The sequence below is a fragment of the uncultured Pseudacidovorax sp. genome (genome assembly GCF_913773995.1).
Taxonomy (GTDB): Bacteria; Pseudomonadota; Gammaproteobacteria; order Burkholderiales; family Burkholderiaceae_C; genus Xenophilus.
Map to the genome: position 1 here is coordinate 1 of NZ_CAJYES010000105.1, position 17,377 is coordinate 17,377.

The 17,377-nt window shown below is 68.8% G+C and carries 17 protein-coding genes and 1 tRNA gene; 7 read left to right on the forward strand and 11 right to left on the reverse strand.

The window, feature by feature from the left end; genetic code table 11:
• Together QZ772_RS08995 and QZ772_RS09000 are read right to left on the reverse strand one after the other, a co-directional pair.
• Window positions 1-722 (reverse strand): indolepyruvate oxidoreductase subunit beta family protein (locus QZ772_RS08995; protein WP_295524921.1); only part of this gene is annotated, 722 nt, incomplete at its 3' end.
• 19 nt (window positions 723-741) lie between these two features.
• The gene (locus QZ772_RS09000; protein ID WP_295524923.1) at window positions 742-2,913 is read right to left on the reverse strand and encodes an indolepyruvate ferredoxin oxidoreductase subunit alpha; all 2,172 of its coding nucleotides are present in this window, start codon (window positions 2,911-2,913) and stop codon (window positions 742-744) included.
• A 142-nt stretch (window positions 2,914-3,055) separates the two neighbouring features.
• Between QZ772_RS09000 and QZ772_RS09005 the strand changes: the two genes are divergently transcribed.
• Window positions 3,056-3,532 carry a MarR family transcriptional regulator gene (locus QZ772_RS09005; protein ID WP_295524925.1) on the forward strand — a complete coding sequence of 159 codons (477 nt, stop codon included), beginning with the start codon at window positions 3,056-3,058 and terminating at the stop codon, window positions 3,530-3,532.
• 69 nt (window positions 3,533-3,601) lie between these two features.
• Here the strand turns inward: QZ772_RS09005 and QZ772_RS09010 are convergent, their stop codons facing one another.
• Genes QZ772_RS09010 through QZ772_RS09025 form a run of 4 tightly spaced genes read right to left on the reverse strand, consistent with a single transcriptional unit; the run spans window position 3,602 to window position 7,392 of the window.
• Window positions 3,602-4,468: a zinc-binding dehydrogenase gene (locus QZ772_RS09010; RefSeq protein ID WP_295524927.1), complete on the reverse strand. Its 867-nt coding sequence runs from the start codon at window positions 4,466-4,468 to the stop codon at window positions 3,602-3,604.
• Window positions 4,465-5,271: an alpha/beta hydrolase gene (locus QZ772_RS09015; protein WP_295524930.1), complete on the reverse strand. Its 807-nt coding sequence runs from the start codon at window positions 5,269-5,271 to the stop codon at window positions 4,465-4,467. Before QZ772_RS09015 ends, QZ772_RS09010 begins: the two co-directional genes overlap by 4 nt.
• Window positions 5,268-6,308 (reverse strand): 3-hydroxybutyryl-CoA dehydrogenase, encoded by a 1,041-nt coding sequence (locus QZ772_RS09020; protein WP_295524935.1) that lies wholly within the window; start codon window positions 6,306-6,308, stop codon window positions 5,268-5,270. Before QZ772_RS09020 ends, QZ772_RS09015 begins: the two co-directional genes overlap by 4 nt.
• A gap of 10 nt (window positions 6,309-6,318) precedes the next feature.
• A complete protein-coding gene (locus QZ772_RS09025) occupies window positions 6,319-7,392 on the reverse strand; it encodes an NAD/NADP-dependent octopine/nopaline dehydrogenase family protein (protein WP_295524938.1) in 1,074 nt (357 codons plus the stop codon).
• A 286-nt stretch (window positions 7,393-7,678) separates the two neighbouring features.
• Between QZ772_RS09025 and QZ772_RS09030 the strand changes: the two genes are divergently transcribed.
• From QZ772_RS09030 to QZ772_RS09045, 4 genes are all read left to right on the forward strand, one after another.
• Window positions 7,679-7,754 (forward strand) — tRNA-Lys (locus QZ772_RS09030).
• Between the two features lie 952 nt (window positions 7,755-8,706).
• Window positions 8,707-9,708: a TerB family tellurite resistance protein gene (locus tag QZ772_RS09035; RefSeq protein ID WP_295524941.1), complete on the forward strand. Its 1,002-nt coding sequence runs from the start codon at window positions 8,707-8,709 to the stop codon at window positions 9,706-9,708.
• An 89-nt stretch (window positions 9,709-9,797) separates the two neighbouring features.
• The gene (locus QZ772_RS09040) at window positions 9,798-10,778 is read left to right on the forward strand and encodes a sensor domain-containing diguanylate cyclase (protein ID WP_295524942.1); all 981 of its coding nucleotides are present in this window, start codon (window positions 9,798-9,800) and stop codon (window positions 10,776-10,778) included.
• 83 nt (window positions 10,779-10,861) lie between these two features.
• Window positions 10,862-11,056 carry a hypothetical protein gene (locus QZ772_RS09045; RefSeq protein ID WP_295524945.1) on the forward strand — a complete coding sequence of 65 codons (195 nt, stop codon included), beginning with the start codon at window positions 10,862-10,864 and terminating at the stop codon, window positions 11,054-11,056.
• Between the two features lie 72 nt (window positions 11,057-11,128).
• On the opposite strand, the gene QZ772_RS09050 is transcribed toward QZ772_RS09045, so the two are convergent.
• Window positions 11,129-12,142, reverse strand: coding sequence for a TerC family protein (locus QZ772_RS09050; RefSeq protein ID WP_295524947.1), 1,014 nt, complete (start codon window positions 12,140-12,142; stop codon window positions 11,129-11,131).
• Window positions 12,143-12,249: 107 nt separating this feature from the next.
• On the opposite strand from QZ772_RS09050, the gene QZ772_RS09055 reads away from it, so the two are divergent.
• Window positions 12,250-13,149 (forward strand): LysR family transcriptional regulator, encoded by a 900-nt coding sequence (locus QZ772_RS09055; protein ID WP_295524950.1) that lies wholly within the window; start codon window positions 12,250-12,252, stop codon window positions 13,147-13,149.
• Between the two features lie 59 nt (window positions 13,150-13,208).
• Here QZ772_RS09055 and QZ772_RS09060 read toward each other — a convergent pair whose 3' ends face one another.
• The 4 genes from QZ772_RS09060 to QZ772_RS09075 form a co-directional block, all read right to left on the reverse strand.
• Window positions 13,209-13,562, reverse strand: coding sequence for a VOC family protein (locus QZ772_RS09060; RefSeq protein ID WP_295524952.1), 354 nt, complete (start codon window positions 13,560-13,562; stop codon window positions 13,209-13,211).
• A gap of 137 nt (window positions 13,563-13,699) precedes the next feature.
• The gene (locus QZ772_RS09065; protein ID WP_295524955.1) at window positions 13,700-14,299 is read right to left on the reverse strand and encodes a DUF938 domain-containing protein; all 600 of its coding nucleotides are present in this window, start codon (window positions 14,297-14,299) and stop codon (window positions 13,700-13,702) included.
• Window positions 14,300-14,381: 82 nt separating this feature from the next.
• On the reverse strand, window positions 14,382-15,569 hold the full coding sequence (locus QZ772_RS09070) for an acetyl-CoA C-acyltransferase family protein (protein ID WP_295524958.1): 1,188 nt from the start codon (window positions 15,567-15,569) through the stop codon (window positions 14,382-14,384).
• A 37-nt stretch (window positions 15,570-15,606) separates the two neighbouring features.
• Window positions 15,607-16,392 carry an enoyl-CoA hydratase-related protein gene (locus QZ772_RS09075; protein ID WP_295524961.1) on the reverse strand — a complete coding sequence of 262 codons (786 nt, stop codon included), beginning with the start codon at window positions 16,390-16,392 and terminating at the stop codon, window positions 15,607-15,609.
• Window positions 16,393-16,532: 140 nt separating this feature from the next.
• Here QZ772_RS09075 and QZ772_RS09080 point away from each other — a divergent pair, with 140 nt between their 5' ends.
• Entirely contained in the window at window positions 16,533-17,315 is a 783-nt protein-coding gene (locus QZ772_RS09080; protein WP_295524964.1) for a transporter substrate-binding domain-containing protein, read from the forward strand.
• Window positions 17,316-17,377 lie beyond the last annotated feature (62 nt).

Genomic DNA, 17,377 nt, shown 5'->3' on the forward strand with positions numbered 1-17,377 from the left:
CGCGTCAGCAACGCCTGGATGGCCGGATCGGCCGACGTGGCACGCGGCGTGGCGGGCGCGACCGGCTCGGCCTGGACGGGCGTCTCGCCCGCCTGCGCCCGCGCAAATGCAGCGCCGAAGGCCTTGAGGCTGGGCTTGACGCCCACGCCGCCCCGCTCGATGGTGGCCTCGAACTGTTCGCGCGCGAAGGGCAGCACGCCGGTACCGGCCAGCGCGCCGAAGAGCACGGCGCTGATCACGCTGCCGTTCTGCGCCGCGGCTTCGGCCATGTCGAAGCGCACGAAGCGCTGCGCGGCCTGCTCGGCATGCGCCAGCAGCTGCGTGCTGTCGACCCGGCCGTCGCCCATGGCACTCTTCTCGGCGATGGAATAGACGCGGTGCGTGGAGGCGACCAGCGTGGTGCGGTCAGGCGTGACCAGCCCGCGCTGCACGGCGCGGCCGGCTTCCATCAGCTCGGAGCACAGCACCACGTCGACGTCGCCCGGCAGCGGCATCAGGGCCAGAACGGGCTGGCCGCCGTCGGCATGGGCCTGCGCCTCGGGGTACATCTCCACGTAGTAGATGGTGGCGCCGGTGCGCTGGGCCACGCCGGGCACCGAGGTGGTCTGCGCGATCCAGCCGTTGGCCTCGCCCAGGTCCACCAGCCAGTCGGCCAGCACGCCGCCGCCTTCGCCGCCCATTGCGAGGATGGCGATCTTGATGGGTTGTTGCGGTTGCGTCATGTCGAACTCCTGCTTCGCATCAGAAGGCCAGGCGCGCGCGGCGCTCGGCATCACGTCGCTGCATCCAGCCGATGACGGCGCCGCGAACGCGCTCGCGCAGCCGGTCCCAGCCGGTGGGGTTGCTCACCACCTGGGCCTTGTAGAAGGAGGGGCAGAGCACCGCGGCATGCGACACCTCGCCGCAAACGCCGCAGCCCACGCAGCTGTCCATCACGGCGGCGACGGGCTCCTGGCGCAGCGGATCGGGATTGGGCTTGATCGACAGCGAGGGGCAGCCCGACAGGCGGATGCAGGAATGGTCACCGGTGCAGGTGTCGGGGTCGACGCCGAACTTCTCGCGCACCATGCGCTTGCCATCGGCGATGGCCTTGCGCACCAGCGGCTTCTCGCGCCGCTGGCGGTTGAGCATGCACTCGGACTGGGCAATGATGACCTTGGGGCCCTTGTCCTTCGTCGTCAGCGCTTCCTTGAGCGTGTCGCGCATGCCGGCCACGTCGTAGGTGCGGCGCAGGGTCCTGACCCACCTCACGCCCACACCGCGCACCGCCTGCTCGATCTCGTGGCCGGTGCTGCGCGTGGCGTTGACGGCCTTGGAGGACAGGATGTCCTGCCCGCCGGTGGCCGAGGTGTAGTTGTTGTCGACCACCACCGTGAGGTTGTCGCTCTGGTTGAACACCGCATTGGCGATGCCGCTGGTCAGCCCGTTGTGCCAGAAGCCGCCGTCGCCCATCACCGCGATGGCGCGCTTGTCGGCCTGGGTGTTGAGCGCCGCCGCGCCGGCTGCGCCCAGGCCGTAGCCCATGGTGGTGTTGCCGATGTTGAAGGGCGGCAGGATCGAGAACAGGTGACAGCCGATGTCGGCCGAGACATGGTGCTGGCCCAGCTCGCGCTGCACCAGCTTCATGGCGCTGAAGATGGGCCGCTCGGGGCAGCCGGTGCAGAAGCCCGGCGGTCGCGCATGCACGCTGCGCTCCAGCGGCATCAGCTGCGCTTCGCTGATCAGCGGGATGATCTTGCGAGGCCTGGCGGGCACCACCTCGGCCGGGGCCGCCTTGGGGGCCAGGCGGCCGTAGCGTTCGCAGAAGGCACGCGTGCCGGACATCACGGCCTGGGCCGTGTATTCGCCGGCGACGGGCAGCAGGTCCTTGCCATGCAGCGCAGTGCTGCTGCCGGCCTGGCGCAGGATGGTGGCGATGTTCTGCTCGACGAAGTTGGGCTGGCCCTCTTCCACCACCAGCACGGCGCGCTTGCCCTCGCAGAAGCGCCGCACCTCGCTGTCGATGACGGGGTAGGCCACGTTCATCACGTACAGCGGCACCTTGGAGCGGCCATACACGTCGGCCAGGCCCAGGCGTTCCAGCGCGCGCACCTGCGTGTTGTAGCAACCGCCCTGCACGATGATGCCGATGTCGTCCGCGCCCTCGGCGAAGAACTCATTGAGGCCACGCTCCTCGATGAAGCGCACGGCCGCCGGCCAGCGCTGCCTGATCTTCTCCTGCTCATGCAGAAAGCTCGCGGGCGGCAGCACGATGCGGCTCACGTCGCGCTGCGGGTTCTCCATGGCCTCCTTCAGCGTGAAGGCGGCGCGGCGGTTGTCGGAGGCGGTGAACTGGCCGTGCACATGGCAGGCACGGATGCGCAACTGCAGCATCACGGGCGTGTTGCTGGCCTCGGAGAGCTCGAAGCCGGTCTTCACGGCCTGCACGATGCTCGGCAGGTTGGGCCGCGGATCGAGCATCCACATCTGCGACTTCATGGCGAAGGCATGGCTGCGCTCCTGCATGATGGAGGAACCCTCGCCGTAGTCCTCGCCCACGATGATGAGCGCGCCGCCGGTGACGCCGCCCGATGCCAGGTTGGCCAGTGCGTCCGACGCCACGTTGGTGCCCACCGTGGCCTTGAAGGTCACGGCGCCGCGCAGGGGATAGTTGACCGAGGCGGCCAGCGTGGCGGCGGCCGTGGCCTCGCTGGCGCTGTTCTCGAAGCGGATGCCGTGGTCGGCCAGGATGTCCTGCGCATCGGCCAGCACGTCCATCAGGTGCGAGATGGGGGCGCCCTGGTAGCCGGCGACGTACGACACGCCGGACTCCAGCAGGGCCTTGGTGACGGCCAGAATGCCCTCACCGCGAAAGGTCTCGCCTTCGGCAAGACGCAGCTTCTTCACTTCTTCGACGAATGAACGCTCGGCCATGGGACTGCTCTCCTGGGAAACGCGTACGACGCTTCCAATCGTGGGGTGGCAAGATGCAACTCTATTTAGACCTGAATCTATTCACAATCATGCATTACCCTAGCCAAGCAAGCGATATGCCAGCGAGAGGATCATCCCGGCCATGACTTTGCACACCCCCGAGTCGCGCCTTTTCGTCGATGACTACCTGCCCGCGCTGCTGGCGCAGGCCAGCCAGCTGATCTCCGGCGAGTTCCACAAGGTCGCGCGGCAGCACGGTTTTTCGGTGTCCGAATGGCGGGTGATGGCCTCGCTGGCCGACGGCGAGGCGATCAGCATCGGCGACCTGGCCCAGGTGACGGTGACCAAGCAGCCCACCGTAACGCGCCTGCTCGACCGCATGGAGGCCAAGGGCCAGGTCGAGCGCCTGCCCCATGAGAGTGACCGCCGCATCACGCTGGTGCGCATCACACCCCAGGGCGCCGAGGCCGTAGCCCATCTCATGAAGCTCGCGCGCGAGCATGAACATCGCGTGCTGGAGCCCTTCGGACTGGAGCGCGCGGAAGAGCTGAAGAAGACGCTGCGGCAGATGATTGCGCTGCACGCGGATCAGGCCGAGGACGGCGAAGACGTGGAGTGACGGACGCTGTCGGCCGGGAGCGCTGCGCCAACCCGGCATCCGCGCCGTGGGCCGCGCACGCCGGCATCGTCAGTCGAAGGCCAGCACGGCCCTGCCGCGATGGCCGCGCTGGGCGATCCATGCCAGCGCGTGCACGGCCTGTTCAAGCGCGAAGCGCTGCGTGGTCAAGGTCAACGTGCCGTCGCGCAGCAAGTCGAGCAGTTGCGGCACGGCCGCCCGACCCTGCGCCTCACGGCGGTACATGTTGAGCGGCAACATCCGCACGTCCCGCTGCATCAAGAGCGGCAGCGACAGGCCCACCTGCTCGCCCGCGGTGTAGCCCACCAGCACGATGCGACCGCCCGGCGCGATGGCCGACAGCGACTGCTCCAGGACCGGGCCGCCGACGGTGTCGACCAGCAGGTTCACCGGTTCCGTGGCACTGGGCGCTTCGACGAGGTCGGCACCCCATGCGCGCGCCAGTTGCCGCGTGATGCTGCCGACGGCCCCGCTCGCGCCAGTGACGCCTACACGCTCGCCCGGCTGCAGATCCGCCACATGGCGCAGCGCCACCCACGCCGAGGTGCAGGGCGAGAAGAAGGCCGAACCCAGCGCCATGTCCACGCCCTCTGGCAGAAGGCCAACGGCCTCGTCCGGCGCGTCGATCAGTTCGCACCAGGTGCCGTCGCGCCGCGTGCCCAGTCCGCCGCCGCGCAGCCACACGCGCGAGCCGGGCGCAAAGCGTTCCGATTGCACGACCACGCCGGCGGCCTCCACGCCCGGCGTGTAGGGCAGCGACGGCGGCGACAGGAAGCCGCCGCCCATCACGGTACGGTCCACATGGGCCACGGTCGCGGCCACCGTTCGCACCAGGGTGTGGCCGGCGCGCGGCTGGGGATCGGGCACCGCTTCGAGCACGGGCGCCTGCCCCCAGGCATGGACGCGCCAGGCCTTCATGCCGGCAACCCGGTGAGGAAACCGTGGACCGCGGCCGCGAAGGCCTCGGGCATCTGGTCCGGCAGCGGCACCATGCCGCCTTCGATCTCCACCAGCGTGGCCTGCGGCAGGTGCTGCATCAGCTCCTGCGCATGCGGTGCAGCGTAGGGATCGGCCGTCGCACGCAGGATGCACACGGGCTGCGTGAGCAGGCCGATGCGCGCCTCCATGCGATAGCCCGCGACGGCCCGATGGCCGGCTTCGGGGTCGGCGACGGCCAGCGCGTCGCGCACGAAGGCTTCGAGCAGCTCAGGCCGGTCCACCGGATAGAAGCCCTGGCGACGCTGCCACAGCGCCATCAGGTGGCTGCCGTCGGCGCTGGGCGCCACCTCGTCGATGGGCGGTCGCTCGGCACGCGCGCGACGAAAGGCCGCATCGGTGAAAGGCGTGGAGGACAGCACGAGCGACGCCACGCGCGAAGGGGCCAGCGCAGCCAGCTCGACGGCGACCACGCCGCCGGTGTGATGGCCGACGACGTGCACGCGGGGCAGACTCAGCTCGTCGATCAGTTCCAGCGCCACGCGCGCGTAATGCTCGATGGCGGCCGGCACCTCACCCGCGGCCGAATCGCCGAAGCCGGCCGTGTCCATCGCGATGGCGTGCCAATGCTCACCCAGCAGCGGCAGCACCGCCGCGTACTCGCGCCAACTGCGCGGCGACTGGTGCAGCAGCAGCACCGCCGGCGCGGACGGATCGCCGCAGGCGGCATGGTGCACCTGGCCCACCGACAGGTCCGTGAAGGCGCGGCGGATGGCGAGGCTCATGCCAGCGTCTCGTCCTGCGGCCCGCGCCACAGGCCCGCGCTGCGCAACTGCGCCAGCGTGCGGGTGAGCACGTCGGCGCGGTAGGCCGCCAGGTCGCGGCCTTCATAGGCATAGAAGCCGCTGCCGGTCTTCAAGCCCAGGCGCTGCTGGCGCACCATGTCCTCGACGATGGCAGGCGCGGCATAGCGGGCCGGGTCGATGGTCAGCGACATCTCTCGGCTGGCGTGGTGCAGGATGTCGCAGCCGCCGAAGTCGATGAACTCCACCACACCCAGCGCCGCGAAGCGCAGGCCCAGGCCGAATCGGGTGGCCTTGTCGATCTCCTCGGCCGTGGCGGCGCCCTCCTCCACCATCCGCGCCGCCTCGTTCATCACCAGCGCCTGCAGGCGCGGCACGATGTAGCCGGGCGTGGCACCGCAGACCACGGGCAGCTTGCCGATGGCCTCCAGCAGTGCCTTGGTGCGGGCCAGCACGTCCGCATCGGTGCCGTCATGGCAGCTCAGCTCCACCACCGGGATCACATAGGCCGGGTTGAGCCAGTGCATGTTCAGGAAGCGCTCCGGCCGCCGCACCAGCGCCGCCAGCTGCGTCACCAGGATGCTGCTGGTGGTGGAGCTGAGGATGGCCTCGTCGGCGCAATGGCGGTTGAGCCAGTCGAAAGCCTCGCGCTTGGCCTCCATCGTCTCGGGCACACCCTCGAAGACCAGTTCGGCGGCAGCGAGGGCGGCGGGCGCTTCGTCCACGCGCACCAGTTGCGCGCGGGCGGCGATGGGCGCAACCTGGTCTTGGCGCAGCACGCCCTGGGCGGCCAGGCCGCGCAGGGCGCCCTCGATCTCGGCGATGGCTTCGGCCTTCAGCCGCGCCCAGTCCGCATCGCTGCGCTGGCGCAGGTCGACGAGGGCGATGCGGTGGCCGGCATAGGCGAAAGCGATGGCGATGCCGCGGCCCATGCGTCCGGCGCCAACGGCGACAAAGCGGGGCAGAGGCACCGTCGCATCCGCGCCGCCGTTGCCGGCGGACTCTCGGGCAGACGCCATGGGCGCCGGCTCATTCGCCATCGTGCAGCCGCTGCGCCAGCGCCTCGCGGGACAGCGACGCCAGACCCAGCGCCTCGAAGCTGCGCGGCCCCTGCCGCAGGTCGCGCCCCAGGAAGCCGCCGACGATGGCCAGCAGCCCATGCGCGATGGGTGCATCCACGCCCGCATGCCGCGCGGCCGAGGCCAGGAAGGTCAGGCCGAGCTCGGTGTCCTCGGTGATGTAGCGGTGGCCGTAGAGGTCGATGTTCTCGCGCCAGTCGCCGGACTTCACCAGCTGCGTGTGGGCATCGCCGTACATCCAGCGATCGTTGTCGTAGTGGTCGGCCAGCGGGTAGTGAGGCGCGCCCTGGCCGAAGGCTTCGCGCACGGCGATGCGCTCCTGGTCCAGGCGGTCGGTCACTTGGCGGACGGCACGCTGCGTGCCTTCGTTGTGGATGTCCCAGCGCTCGAAGTGCTGCAGCGGCGCGGCATTCATCACCATCAGGGGCGGATGGATGATCGGCCCCGCGTTCATCAGCGCCCCCGAAAGCGCATCGCCACAGCCATGCACCGCCGGATAGGCCCCGCGGATCACGGCGATGGCCCGATCGGCATGACGTGCCGGGTACACGCCGGTCGGCAGCCGGATCGCGCGGATGGTGACGTTGACCTCGCGCTCGCCATGCTTGCGGGCCAGGTAGGGCAGCGTGCCGGTCTCGGCCCAGGCCACATCCGCGCGGTTGCCGGCCTCGCGCACGATGTGCGCCATCACCACGCTACCGAAGGTGCCCGGCGGCAGGAAGACCACCTGGCCGTGCACCAAATGCGGCGCCATGGCGCGGGCGATGTCGGCCTGGGCGGTGGCCGGCACCGGCACCACGATGAGCTCGGCGTCGCGCAGGGCCTCGCCGATGTCGGCCGTGGCCAGGGCGATGGGCACGTCGCGTGCCCCGGCCGCGTCCTTCAGGCGGATGCTCCCCGCCTCGACCACCGGCTGCAGCGCCTGCGCGCCCCGGCGCCACAGCCGCACTTCGTGGCCGGCCTCCGACAGATCGGCGGCCGCGGCGTAGCAGCCGTGCCCTCCACCCAATACCGCAATCCTCATGTCTGCTCCTGGTGTGGCTGGCGGACGATGGTCTGCCGAGGCCGCATAAACATTACTTTTGATTTATTTAGTTGTCAACTTAATCGATCCACACCAACCGTCGTGTCTCGCGGCGGGGCGTGGCTTCCGTGACCGTCTGCCGACGCCACCTTTGCGCTGTCGACAGGGACCCCTTGGGGGCGACTGCGGCGTGGAAAAAAATCTTCGCGATAGGTGTTGACCGCCTCGAAAAACCCTGCATATAATCGCGTTCTTCGCTGAGTTGATCGACAGATCAACACGAAGCGGGCTCTTAGCTCAGTTGGTAGAGCAGCGGACTCTTAATCCGTAGGTCGAGTGTTCGAGTCACTCAGGGCCCACCAAAACAAAAATGGAATCAAGCACTTAGGTCTCGCGGCCTAGGTGCTTTTTTCTTTGGCGCCTCCACCGGACGGGCCCTTGGCCAACGAGCGGCGTGCCGGCCACCTAGGGGATCAGCCGATGGTGGACAGGCCTCGGCTCAGCGATGACCTTCTCGGAAACGCAGTTCGACTGCCATTTGTCCGTCGCCGCCCATGGGCGCATGCGCCGTGGACGCGGCACCGACGCCGCAAGCCTTCACAAGACTTGGCTGCGGCGCGGCGACTGATGGTGTCCATCGTCGGCGCAAAGCGCCTTCTTGCCGATCGGAGCCTTTCGCGCGATCACCACCGGCGTCGCGCATTAGGGGACGCGCTTTGGAATTACGCACTTCACGCTGGTATAGACACCAGCGTTCAAGCGGCTAGGCCGTGATTTATTGCTCGCGCAACTCATCTGAGAAGCCGCAACCGCACATTTAAACCAGCCGTGCAAACGCCTCGCCGCACACACTGTCGTGCCGCTCCAAGCCCACACATTCGCCACCCCCCTGCTTCCGCTCGTATGGCACCCGAACAACTGTTTATCCTGGGACTGGGTTTCGTACTCGGCCTTGTGCTGTTCTACATCAGCGTGGAGTCCACGCCCATGCGCATGCTGGTGGCCCTTCTCATGAGTGTTGCGTTTTCGATCGTGATCTATCAGCTGACCTAAGAACTTTAAATTTCATACTTAAGAAATTGAATAACGTCAGAAATCGATACGCTATTTGACAATTGGGTTTCGGCCGCCGCAGACGCTGACCCGGTCAATTCCAATAGAGCGGCCGGCCCCTAGACGCGGGTGAAGTCGACACAACGCCACGAAATCAAGCGATGTCGAGACCCACGGTGACAAGCGTTCGAGCACGACCGCGGAGGAACCTTTCAATCACCTGACCAATCCATGCACATCCCTCTTGAAAAGGATGCCTTCATGGACACCTCCGCCCTGCGCGCCACCCTGTCGCTCAGCCTGATGGCAGCCTTTGCCGACGGCGACAAGCATGACCGCGAGCGCGATGAAATCCGCCGGATTGCCCAGGGCCTGGGCGCCGAGGACGCCGTGCACCTGCCCACGCTCTACCAGGATGTGCTGCTTCAGCGCGTGACACTGGCCGACGTGGCGCAGGCATTGCCTGAGCGCGGTGCCCGACAACTGGCCTACGAGATGGCGGTGTGTGTCTGCGACGCCGACGGCGCCGTGTCGCCCCGGGAGCAGGCCTTCCTGGCCGAGGCCCGACGCACGTTGGCACTGGACGGTACCGCCGAGACCTTCGAGACCCAGGCCCACACGCTGACCGAAGCGCCCCTGGCCGGCCCGCTGGCGCTGGCGCTGGCGCCAACCGCCGCCGCGGGCGCCGCAGCCCTCGCGAGTACGCCCCCTGAAAGCGCCTCCGCCCGTCCGCCAGCCACGGTGGACGATGCCGAGCTGGACGACCGCATCCTGAAGAGCGCCATCACCTGCGGCGCTCTGGAACTCCTGCCCGAGACCCTGTCCACCCTCGCCATCATTCCTCTGCAGATGCGGCTGGTCTACACCATCGGTCAGGCCCACGGCTACGACCTCGATCGGGGGCACATCAAGGACTTCCTGGCGACCGCCGGTGTGGGCCTGACCTCGCAGTACCTGGAACAGGCCGGCCGCAAGCTCCTGGGAGGGCTGCTGGGCAAGGCGGGCGGCGGACTGCTTGGCGGGGTCGGTCGCCAAGCGGTGAGCTCGGGCATGAGCTTCGCCACCACCTATGCACTCGGTCATCTGGCCAAGCGCTACTACGCCGGCGGCCGCAGCTTCTCGCCACAGATGATCAAGGACAGCTATGCCAGGATCCTCGAGCAAGGCAAAGGCCTGCAGGGCCGCTACCTGCCGCAGATGCAGCAGCAGGCGAGCCAGATGGACCTGGGCAAGGTGATGGCCCTCGCCAAAGGTTGGCGGTGATGCGAGCAACTCGTACCGCGCCAAAAGTTAGCGCTTTCGGCTGATCTTGCCCATGGTGGGACCCAGCCCGCAGAATCGTCCGACCGCCCATGATCGTTGCCCCCATTCCTCTCGACGACGCCTCACGGGTGTGCGCCCTGCAGTCGTTGCGCGTCCTGGACACGCCGCCCGAAGAACGCTTCGATCGCGTCACCCGCCTGGCGCGCCGGATGTTCCAGGTCCCCATCGCGCTCGTCACGCTGGTGGACGCCGATCGTCAGTGGTTCAAGTCGCGCCAGGGCCTCGACAGCGCGGAGTTGCCGCGCGACAGCTCTTTCTGTGGCCACGCCATCCTGCAGGACGACGTGATGGAGGTGCCGGACGCGTCGCGCGACGAGCGCTTCCACGACAACCCCCTGGTCGTGGACGAGCCCCATGTGCGCTTCTATGCCGGCGCGCCCCTGCTCGACGGCCAGGGCCAGCGGCTGGGCACGCTGTGCATCATCGACCACGAACCGCGCCACCTGACGGACGAGGACCGGGCCCTTCTGCGCGACCTCGCAGACATGGTGCGCGAGGAACTGGTGGCTGCGCACGCGGCCACCACCGATCACCTCACCCAGCTCAGCAACCGCCGCGGCTTCGAACTGCTGGGCGCCCATGTGCTCGCCGTCTGTGAGCGGCTTCATGTGCCCGCGCGCCTGCTCTTCCTGGACCTGGACGGCTTCAAGCAGATCAACGACCGGTTCGGCCACGCCGAGGGGGATGCCGCCCTCCAGCGCTTCGCAGAGGCGCTGCGGCGGGTTTTCCGCGCAGCCGACGTGGGGGCCCGCCTCGGCGGCGACGAGTTCGTCGTCCTGATGAGCCACAGCGACGATGCGGCGGCCGAGGCGGCCCTGGCGCGGCTGCGGACCGCCGTCGACGACTGCAATGCGGACCATCCGCCCGCACTTGCGCTTCGCTACAGCGCCGGCTTGGCCCGGTGGTCACCGCAGGCCGGCATGGACATCCATGCCCTGCTTCGGGATGCGGATCGGGCCATGTACCAGCAAAAGCAGCGGCAACCGGCGGGCGGCTTTCGCACGCACTAACGCACTCGTCCCCCAGATGCCTCACATGCCTGAAGGCCCGCGCCTTCACGAGGCCGACTTGAAAGCCCGCCAAGCTGCCGGCCATGTCGCTTACGCAGCAATTCGCCGTCCTCGCCACGCAGACGCCACCGCCCTATCGCCGCTATGCCTGGCTCATCGTCGAACGCCTGGGCGAGGAGGATGTGCCATTGTGCGAATCGCTCGGCACCTTCCCGACCATGATGTCGGCGCTCTATGCGGGGCAGCAGGCGCTGCAGCAGATGCACTCCGGCGGCTGAGCGCCCGACCCCGTCCATAAAAAAGACGGCCGGGGCGCCAACCCAGGCCGCTTCATGCAGGACTGCAGACGGTCAGCGCGCGGCGGACGGGCCGGGCAACTGCGGCGTCTCGGCCTGCTGGCCGCGCGTCCGGTAGAGCGAGTACAGCACGCCACCCGCGATCAGGCCGAAAGTCACCGCCAGCGAGATCACGGGCGGGAACTTGCCGATGAAATTCACCAGAAAGATTTTGGTGCCGATGAACACCAGCACCAGGGCCAGCGCGTACTTGAGGTAGTGGAAGCGATGGATCATCGCGGCCAGTGCGAAGTACAGCGCACGCAGCCCCAGGATGGCGAAGATGTTGCTGGTGTAGACGATGAACGGGTCGGTGGTGATGGCGAAGATGGCCGGCACCGAGTCCACGGCGAACACCAGGTCCACGATCTCGATCAGCACCAGGGCCAGCAGCAGCGGCGTCGCGAAGCGGGCCACGCGGCCGGTCTTGGGGTCGACCTCCTTCACCGTGAAGGCATTGCCGCGCAGACCCTCGGTCACCCGCATGCGGCCGCGCAGGAAGCGCAGCACCGGGTTGCTGGCGATGTCGGGCTCGGCATCGGCCATGCGCCACATCTTGATGCCGGTGAACACCAGGAAGGCGCCGAAGAAATACAGCACCCAGCTGAAGTTCGTCACCAGGGCCGCGCCTGCGCCGATGAGCAGCGCCCGCAGCACGATCACGCCCAGGATGCCCCAGAACAGCACCCGGTGCTGGTACTGCCGCGGAATGGCGAAGAAGCTGAAGATCAGCGCGATGACGAAGACGTTGTCCATCGACAGCGACTTCTCGATCATGAAGCCGGTGAGGTATTCCATGCCGCTCTGCGCGCCCAGGCTCCACCACACCCAGGCGCCGAAGAGCAGCGCCACGCTGATGTAGCCGCCCGACAGCAGCAAGCTTTCGCGCACGCCGATCTCGCGGTCGCCCTTGTGCAGCACGCCGAGGTCGAGCGCGAGCAGGGTGACCACGATGGCCATGAAGGCCAGCCAGAGGCCGGTGGGTCGGCCGAGGAAGTCGGCCGCCAGGAAGGAGAGAAGGGTTTCCATGTTGTCGGTGGGTGAAGTGGGACTGGCGGCGATGATGCCCAGCCTGTCGCCGAAGAAAAACCAGCCGGAAGTGGACGAACCCTTCGGTTTTTTCGAAACTTGCAGGCATGGCCTCCTACGACTTCAACTACCGTCACCTGCACTACTTCTGGACCGTGGCGCGGGAGGGCGGCTTCTCCAGGGCCGCCGCGCGGCTGGGCGTGGCCGTGCAGACGGTGAGCGCGCAGGTGCGCGAGCTGGAGAAGTCGCTGGGTCACCAGCTGCTCAAGCCCGAGGGCCGCAGCGTCGCGCTGACCGAGGCGGGCATGGCCGCGCTGCAGCGGGCCGAGGAGATTTTCCAGCTCGGCCAGGAACTGCCCGAGCTGGTCCGCCAGGCCGCCACCGAGCCGGCGGTGCGCCTGGCCGTCGGGCTGTCGGATGGCATCTCGAAGCTGGCTGCCCATGCGATGGTGGAGCCGGTGCTGCAGACCCCCGCGCTGCGCCTGGTCTGCCATGAGGGCGAGCTCGAACAGCTGCTGGGCGAGCTGGCCATGCACCACCTGGACATGGTGCTGGCGGGTCAGCCCGCGCCCTCACGACCGGCCCTGCGTCTGGCCAGCCATCGCATCGCGGAGGCACCGGTCGACTGGTGGGGCCCGGCAGCGCTGGTGCGCGCCGCCGCCATGCGCGAGTTTCCGCAGAGCCTGGCCGATCTGCCGGTGCTGCTGCCTACCTCGCATTCCGCGCTGCGGCCGCAGCTGGACCGGTGGTTCGAGCGCCACGGCCTGCGCCCACGCGTGGCAGGCGAGTTCGAGGATTCGGCGTTGCTGGCGGTGTTCGCGGCCCGCGGGCTGGGAGTCTTTCCTGTCAGCCGGCTCGGAGCTGGGGACCTGGGGCTGATGCGAGGGCTTCGGCTGCTCGGTCGCAGCGACGACCTGCAGGAAGAAATCCACCTGATCCGGTCACGGCGAGGCCAGAATCATCCGCTGGTCCAGCAGATCGAGGCGCATGCACGCCAGCGTGGATGACTCAGGCCAGCGTAGATGACTCAGCGTCGCCAGGCGGTTCTAAAGCTCGGAACAAGCGTTCAGCAGGCCAATGCAGCGCTCAGCACCTGCGCCAGCACCAGCTGGTTGCCATCGGGATCGCGCAGGAAGGCGATGCGCACCGCATCGGCATCCTGGCGACGGGTCGGACGCAGGCCAGCGCCGTCCATCAGTTCCAACTGCTGGTCCAGGTCCTCGACCACCATGGTGACCGACCCACCCGCGGCACCCGACGTCCGCCGCACCAAGCGGAGGCAGCACCCTCCGTCGAAGCGCCACTCGGCGATCTCGGCGTCTCGGCGCACGGGCGCGCTGCCGATGAGCAGCGCATACCAAGCAATGGATTGATCCAGGTCCTTCACGGCCACGCCGGCCAGCATGTTGGTGATGCGCATGGGTGTCTGAGCAGTTTGCGCATGCACTATGAGTCCGCGCCAGGCGAAGGCGCGAGGGACGCCGGCGTGGTGCTGCGTAGGATCGCAACCTGCCTTCGCCCGCCGCCGTCGGCTTGCCGCGAAGCACGCCGTGCGCCTCAGCCCCGCCGCCTGAAGGCCAGCAACAGGTTGTTGGCCGGCATGTCCACCCGCTCCATCGGATCGAGCCCGGCTTCGGCCGCCTGCGCGGTCACATCGGCCAGCGTCCGCAGCCCCCAGGCAGGGTTACGGCGACGCAGGTCGGCATCGAAGGCCGCATTGCTGGGCGCCAGCGGCTCGCCATCGACCACGTAGGGGCCGTAGAGCACCAGCAGCCCGCTCGGCCGCAGCGCCCGGCCCGCGCCCCGCATCAGTCCACCGGTGCAGTCCCATGGCGAGATGTGGACCATGTTGGCGCAGTACACCGCGTCCAGGCTGGCGGGGGCGACGGGCCAGGCCTCGCGCACATCCAGCGCCAACGGTGCCGCGACCTGGGGCAGATCGGCCGTGCGCGCCACGATGGCGGGGAGCATGGTGGCGTCGGGCTCGGTGGGCAACCAGGTCCATTCCGGCAGGGCCGCGGCAAAGTGCGCCGCATGCTGCCCCGTGCCGGCGGCCACCTCCAGCAGATGGCCGCGCACCGGCAGCAGGCGCAGCAGCTCGGCCAGGATGGGGCCCTTGTTGCGCTCCGCCGCCGGGCTGGTGATCAGGCCCGGCATCGCGCCCGCCCTCGCCCGCTGCGCCTAGATTCCATGGGCGCGCCCTGGATGCCGATGCCCTTCGAAGTGGTCACGCGCGCGCTCACACGCGCTCGAAGATCGCGGCAATGCCCTGGCCACCGCCGATGCACATGGTCACCAGGGCATAGCGGCCCTGCACCCGGTGCAGCTCCGCCAGCGCCTTGACGGTGATGACGGCGCCCGTCGCACCCACCGGATGGCCCAGCGAAATGCCTGAGCCGTTCGGGTTGACCTTGGCCGGGTCGAAGTCCAGCTCCTTCATCACGGCGCAGGCCTGGGCGGCGAAGGCTTCGTTGGACTCGATGACGTCCAGGTCGCTGACCTTCAGGCCGGTGCGTGCCAGCACCTTGCGCGTGGCCGGCACCGGGCCGATGCCCATGTAGGCCGGCTCCACGCCCGCATGGGCATAACCGACAAGGCGCGCCAGCGGCTTGAGCCCCAGCGCCTTGACGCGCTCGCCCTCGGCCAGCACCACCGCGCCGGCCCCGTCGTTGATGCCCGAGGCGTTGCCGGCCGTGACCGTGCCGCCCTCCTTCTTGAAGGCGGGCTTCATGCCGGCCAGCACCTCGACGGTGGTGGACGCCTTGACATGCTCGTCGGTGTCGAAGAGCACCACGCCCTTGCGGGTCTTGATCTCGACCGGGACGATCTGCTCCTTGAAGCGGCCCGCAGCGATGGCAGCGGCGGCGCGGCGGTGACTCTCGGCGGCGAGCGCATCCTGCTGCTCGCGCGTGATGCCGTGGCGCTCGGCCACGTTCTCGGCCGTGATGCCCATGTGGATCTTCTGCCAGGGGTCGTGCAGGATGCCCAGCATGTAGTCCACCAGTTGCACGTCGCCCATGCGGGCGCCGTAGCGGGCGGCGGTATCGAAATACGGGCCGCGGCTCATCGACTCGGAGCCGGCACCGATGGCGATATCGCAGTCGCCCAGGGCGATGGCCTGCGCCGCCGAGACGATGGCCTGCAGGCCCGAGCCGCACAGCCGGTTGACGTTGAAGGCCGGCGTCTCGATGGGGCAGCCGGCATCGATGGCGGCCACGCGGCTGAGGTAGGCGTCCTTGGTGTCGGTGGGAATCACGTTGCCCATCACCACATGGCCGATCGCGTCGGGCGCCACGCCGCTGCGCGTCAGGGCGGCCTTCACGGCGGTGGTGGCCAGCTGGGTGTTGGGCACGTCCTTGAGCGCGCCGCCGAAGGTGCCAATGGCCGTGCGGGCGGTGCCGACGACGTAGATGTCGCGTGGGGTCATGGTGGGGTCCTCGTCGTTAAAAGGGGCGGTGCCGCGTTCAGCGGCCCTGGAAGGCGGGCTTGCGCCGGGCAAAGAAGGCATCGACGCCCTCGCGGAAATCAGCCGTGGCGGCGCAGGCCTGGAAGGCGGCCTCCTCGGCCGCCAACTGTGCCGGAAGATCGCGCTCCACGCTGCCGCGCAGGAGACGCCTCAGCTGGCCCAGCGCCCGGGTCGGGCCGGCTGCCAGCCGCTGTGCCAGCGCCAGGGCCTCCGCCGGCAGCGCGTCGGGCTCGACCACCCGGTTGATCAGGCCCATGCGCTCGGCCGCCTCGGCATCCAGCATGTCGCCCAGCAGGGCGATCTCCAGCGCGCGGCGCAGGCCCACCCAGCGGGGCAGTGCCCACGACGCGCCGACGTCGCAACTGGCGCCGATGTTGACGTAGGCCAGGTTGAAACGGGTGCCCTTGGCGGCGAGCACGAAGTCGGCCTGCAGCATGAGGCTCAGACCAGCGCCCGCGGCCACACCGTGCACCTGGGCGACGACGGGCAGGTCCAGCGTCGCCAGCAGTTGAAGGGCCTCGTGAAGCGGGCCGATCAGCGCCGCCGCGCCGCCCTGTGGATCGGCCGAGAGCACGCCCAGATCGCCACCCGCCATGAAGCCCTTGCCCTCGCCGCACAGCAGCAGGGCCCGCACGCCCGGATCGGCAGCCAGCCCCCGCACGGCCGCCAGAAAGGCCTGGGCCATGGGCACGTCGATGGCGTTGACCGTCCGGGGCCGGTTGAAGCGGAGGATGGCCACCGCGCCTTCGCGCGAGAGCAGCAGGGGGGAGGTGTCGTCGCTCATGCTCGTTTGTCTCCGATGAAGGACGCCCGCTGCCGGCGAAGGACGCGCGGGCCGCCGGATTCTAGGGACGGCCTCCTGCGGCGCGCGGCGGGCGCGCCGCACAATGCGCGCACTTCCACTTCCCCGAAGAGCCACCCCCCATGCTCACCCGTCGCTTCTTCTCCTTCGCCGCCACCGCCCTGGTCGCCGGCCTCACGCTGATCTCGGCCGCCCATGCGGGCCCGCGCCTGGACCGGGTGCTGGACACCAAGGTGCTGCGCGTCGGCACACCCGGCGACTACCGGCCCTTCGCCATCAAGACCGACAGCGGCTATTCCGGCCACGACATCGACCTGGTCGAGCGCATGGCGAAGGAACTGGGCGTTCGCATCGAATGGGTGCCCACCACCTGGCCCAACCTGCTCAAGGACATGCAGGCCGACAGGTACGATCTGGCCGTGGGCGGCATCACCCGCAACGTGGCGCGCATGCGCGTGGTGGCGATGCTCCCCGGCTACGCGCCCTTCGGCAAGGTGGCGCTGGTGCGCGCGGCCGACAAGGCCAGGTTCACCACCCTCGAATCGCTCAATCAGCCCGGCGTGCGCGTCATCAAGAACCCCGGCGGCACCAACGAGGCCTTCGTGCTGGAGAACCTCAAGGCGGCCCAGGTCAGCACGCACGAGAAGAATGCCGAGATCCCCGCGCTGATCGCCGAGGGCAAGGGCGACGTGATGATCACCGAGACCTACGAGGCCCTGGTCTACGCCAAGGCCGACCCGCGCCTGCACGCGGCCTTCATCGACGCGCCGTTGACGCCGCCGAGCAAGCTGGGCTTCATGCTGCCGGCAGATGACGCCGAGTATCTGCGCGTGATGAACTTCGTCTGGGACCAGATGGAGACGCGCGGAGCGCTGCGGCAAGCCGCGGACAAGTGGCTGAAATAGGGATCGCCCCAAGGCTGCGCGCTTCGCGCTCCGCCAACCCCCTCGCGGGGGCACATCCAGCG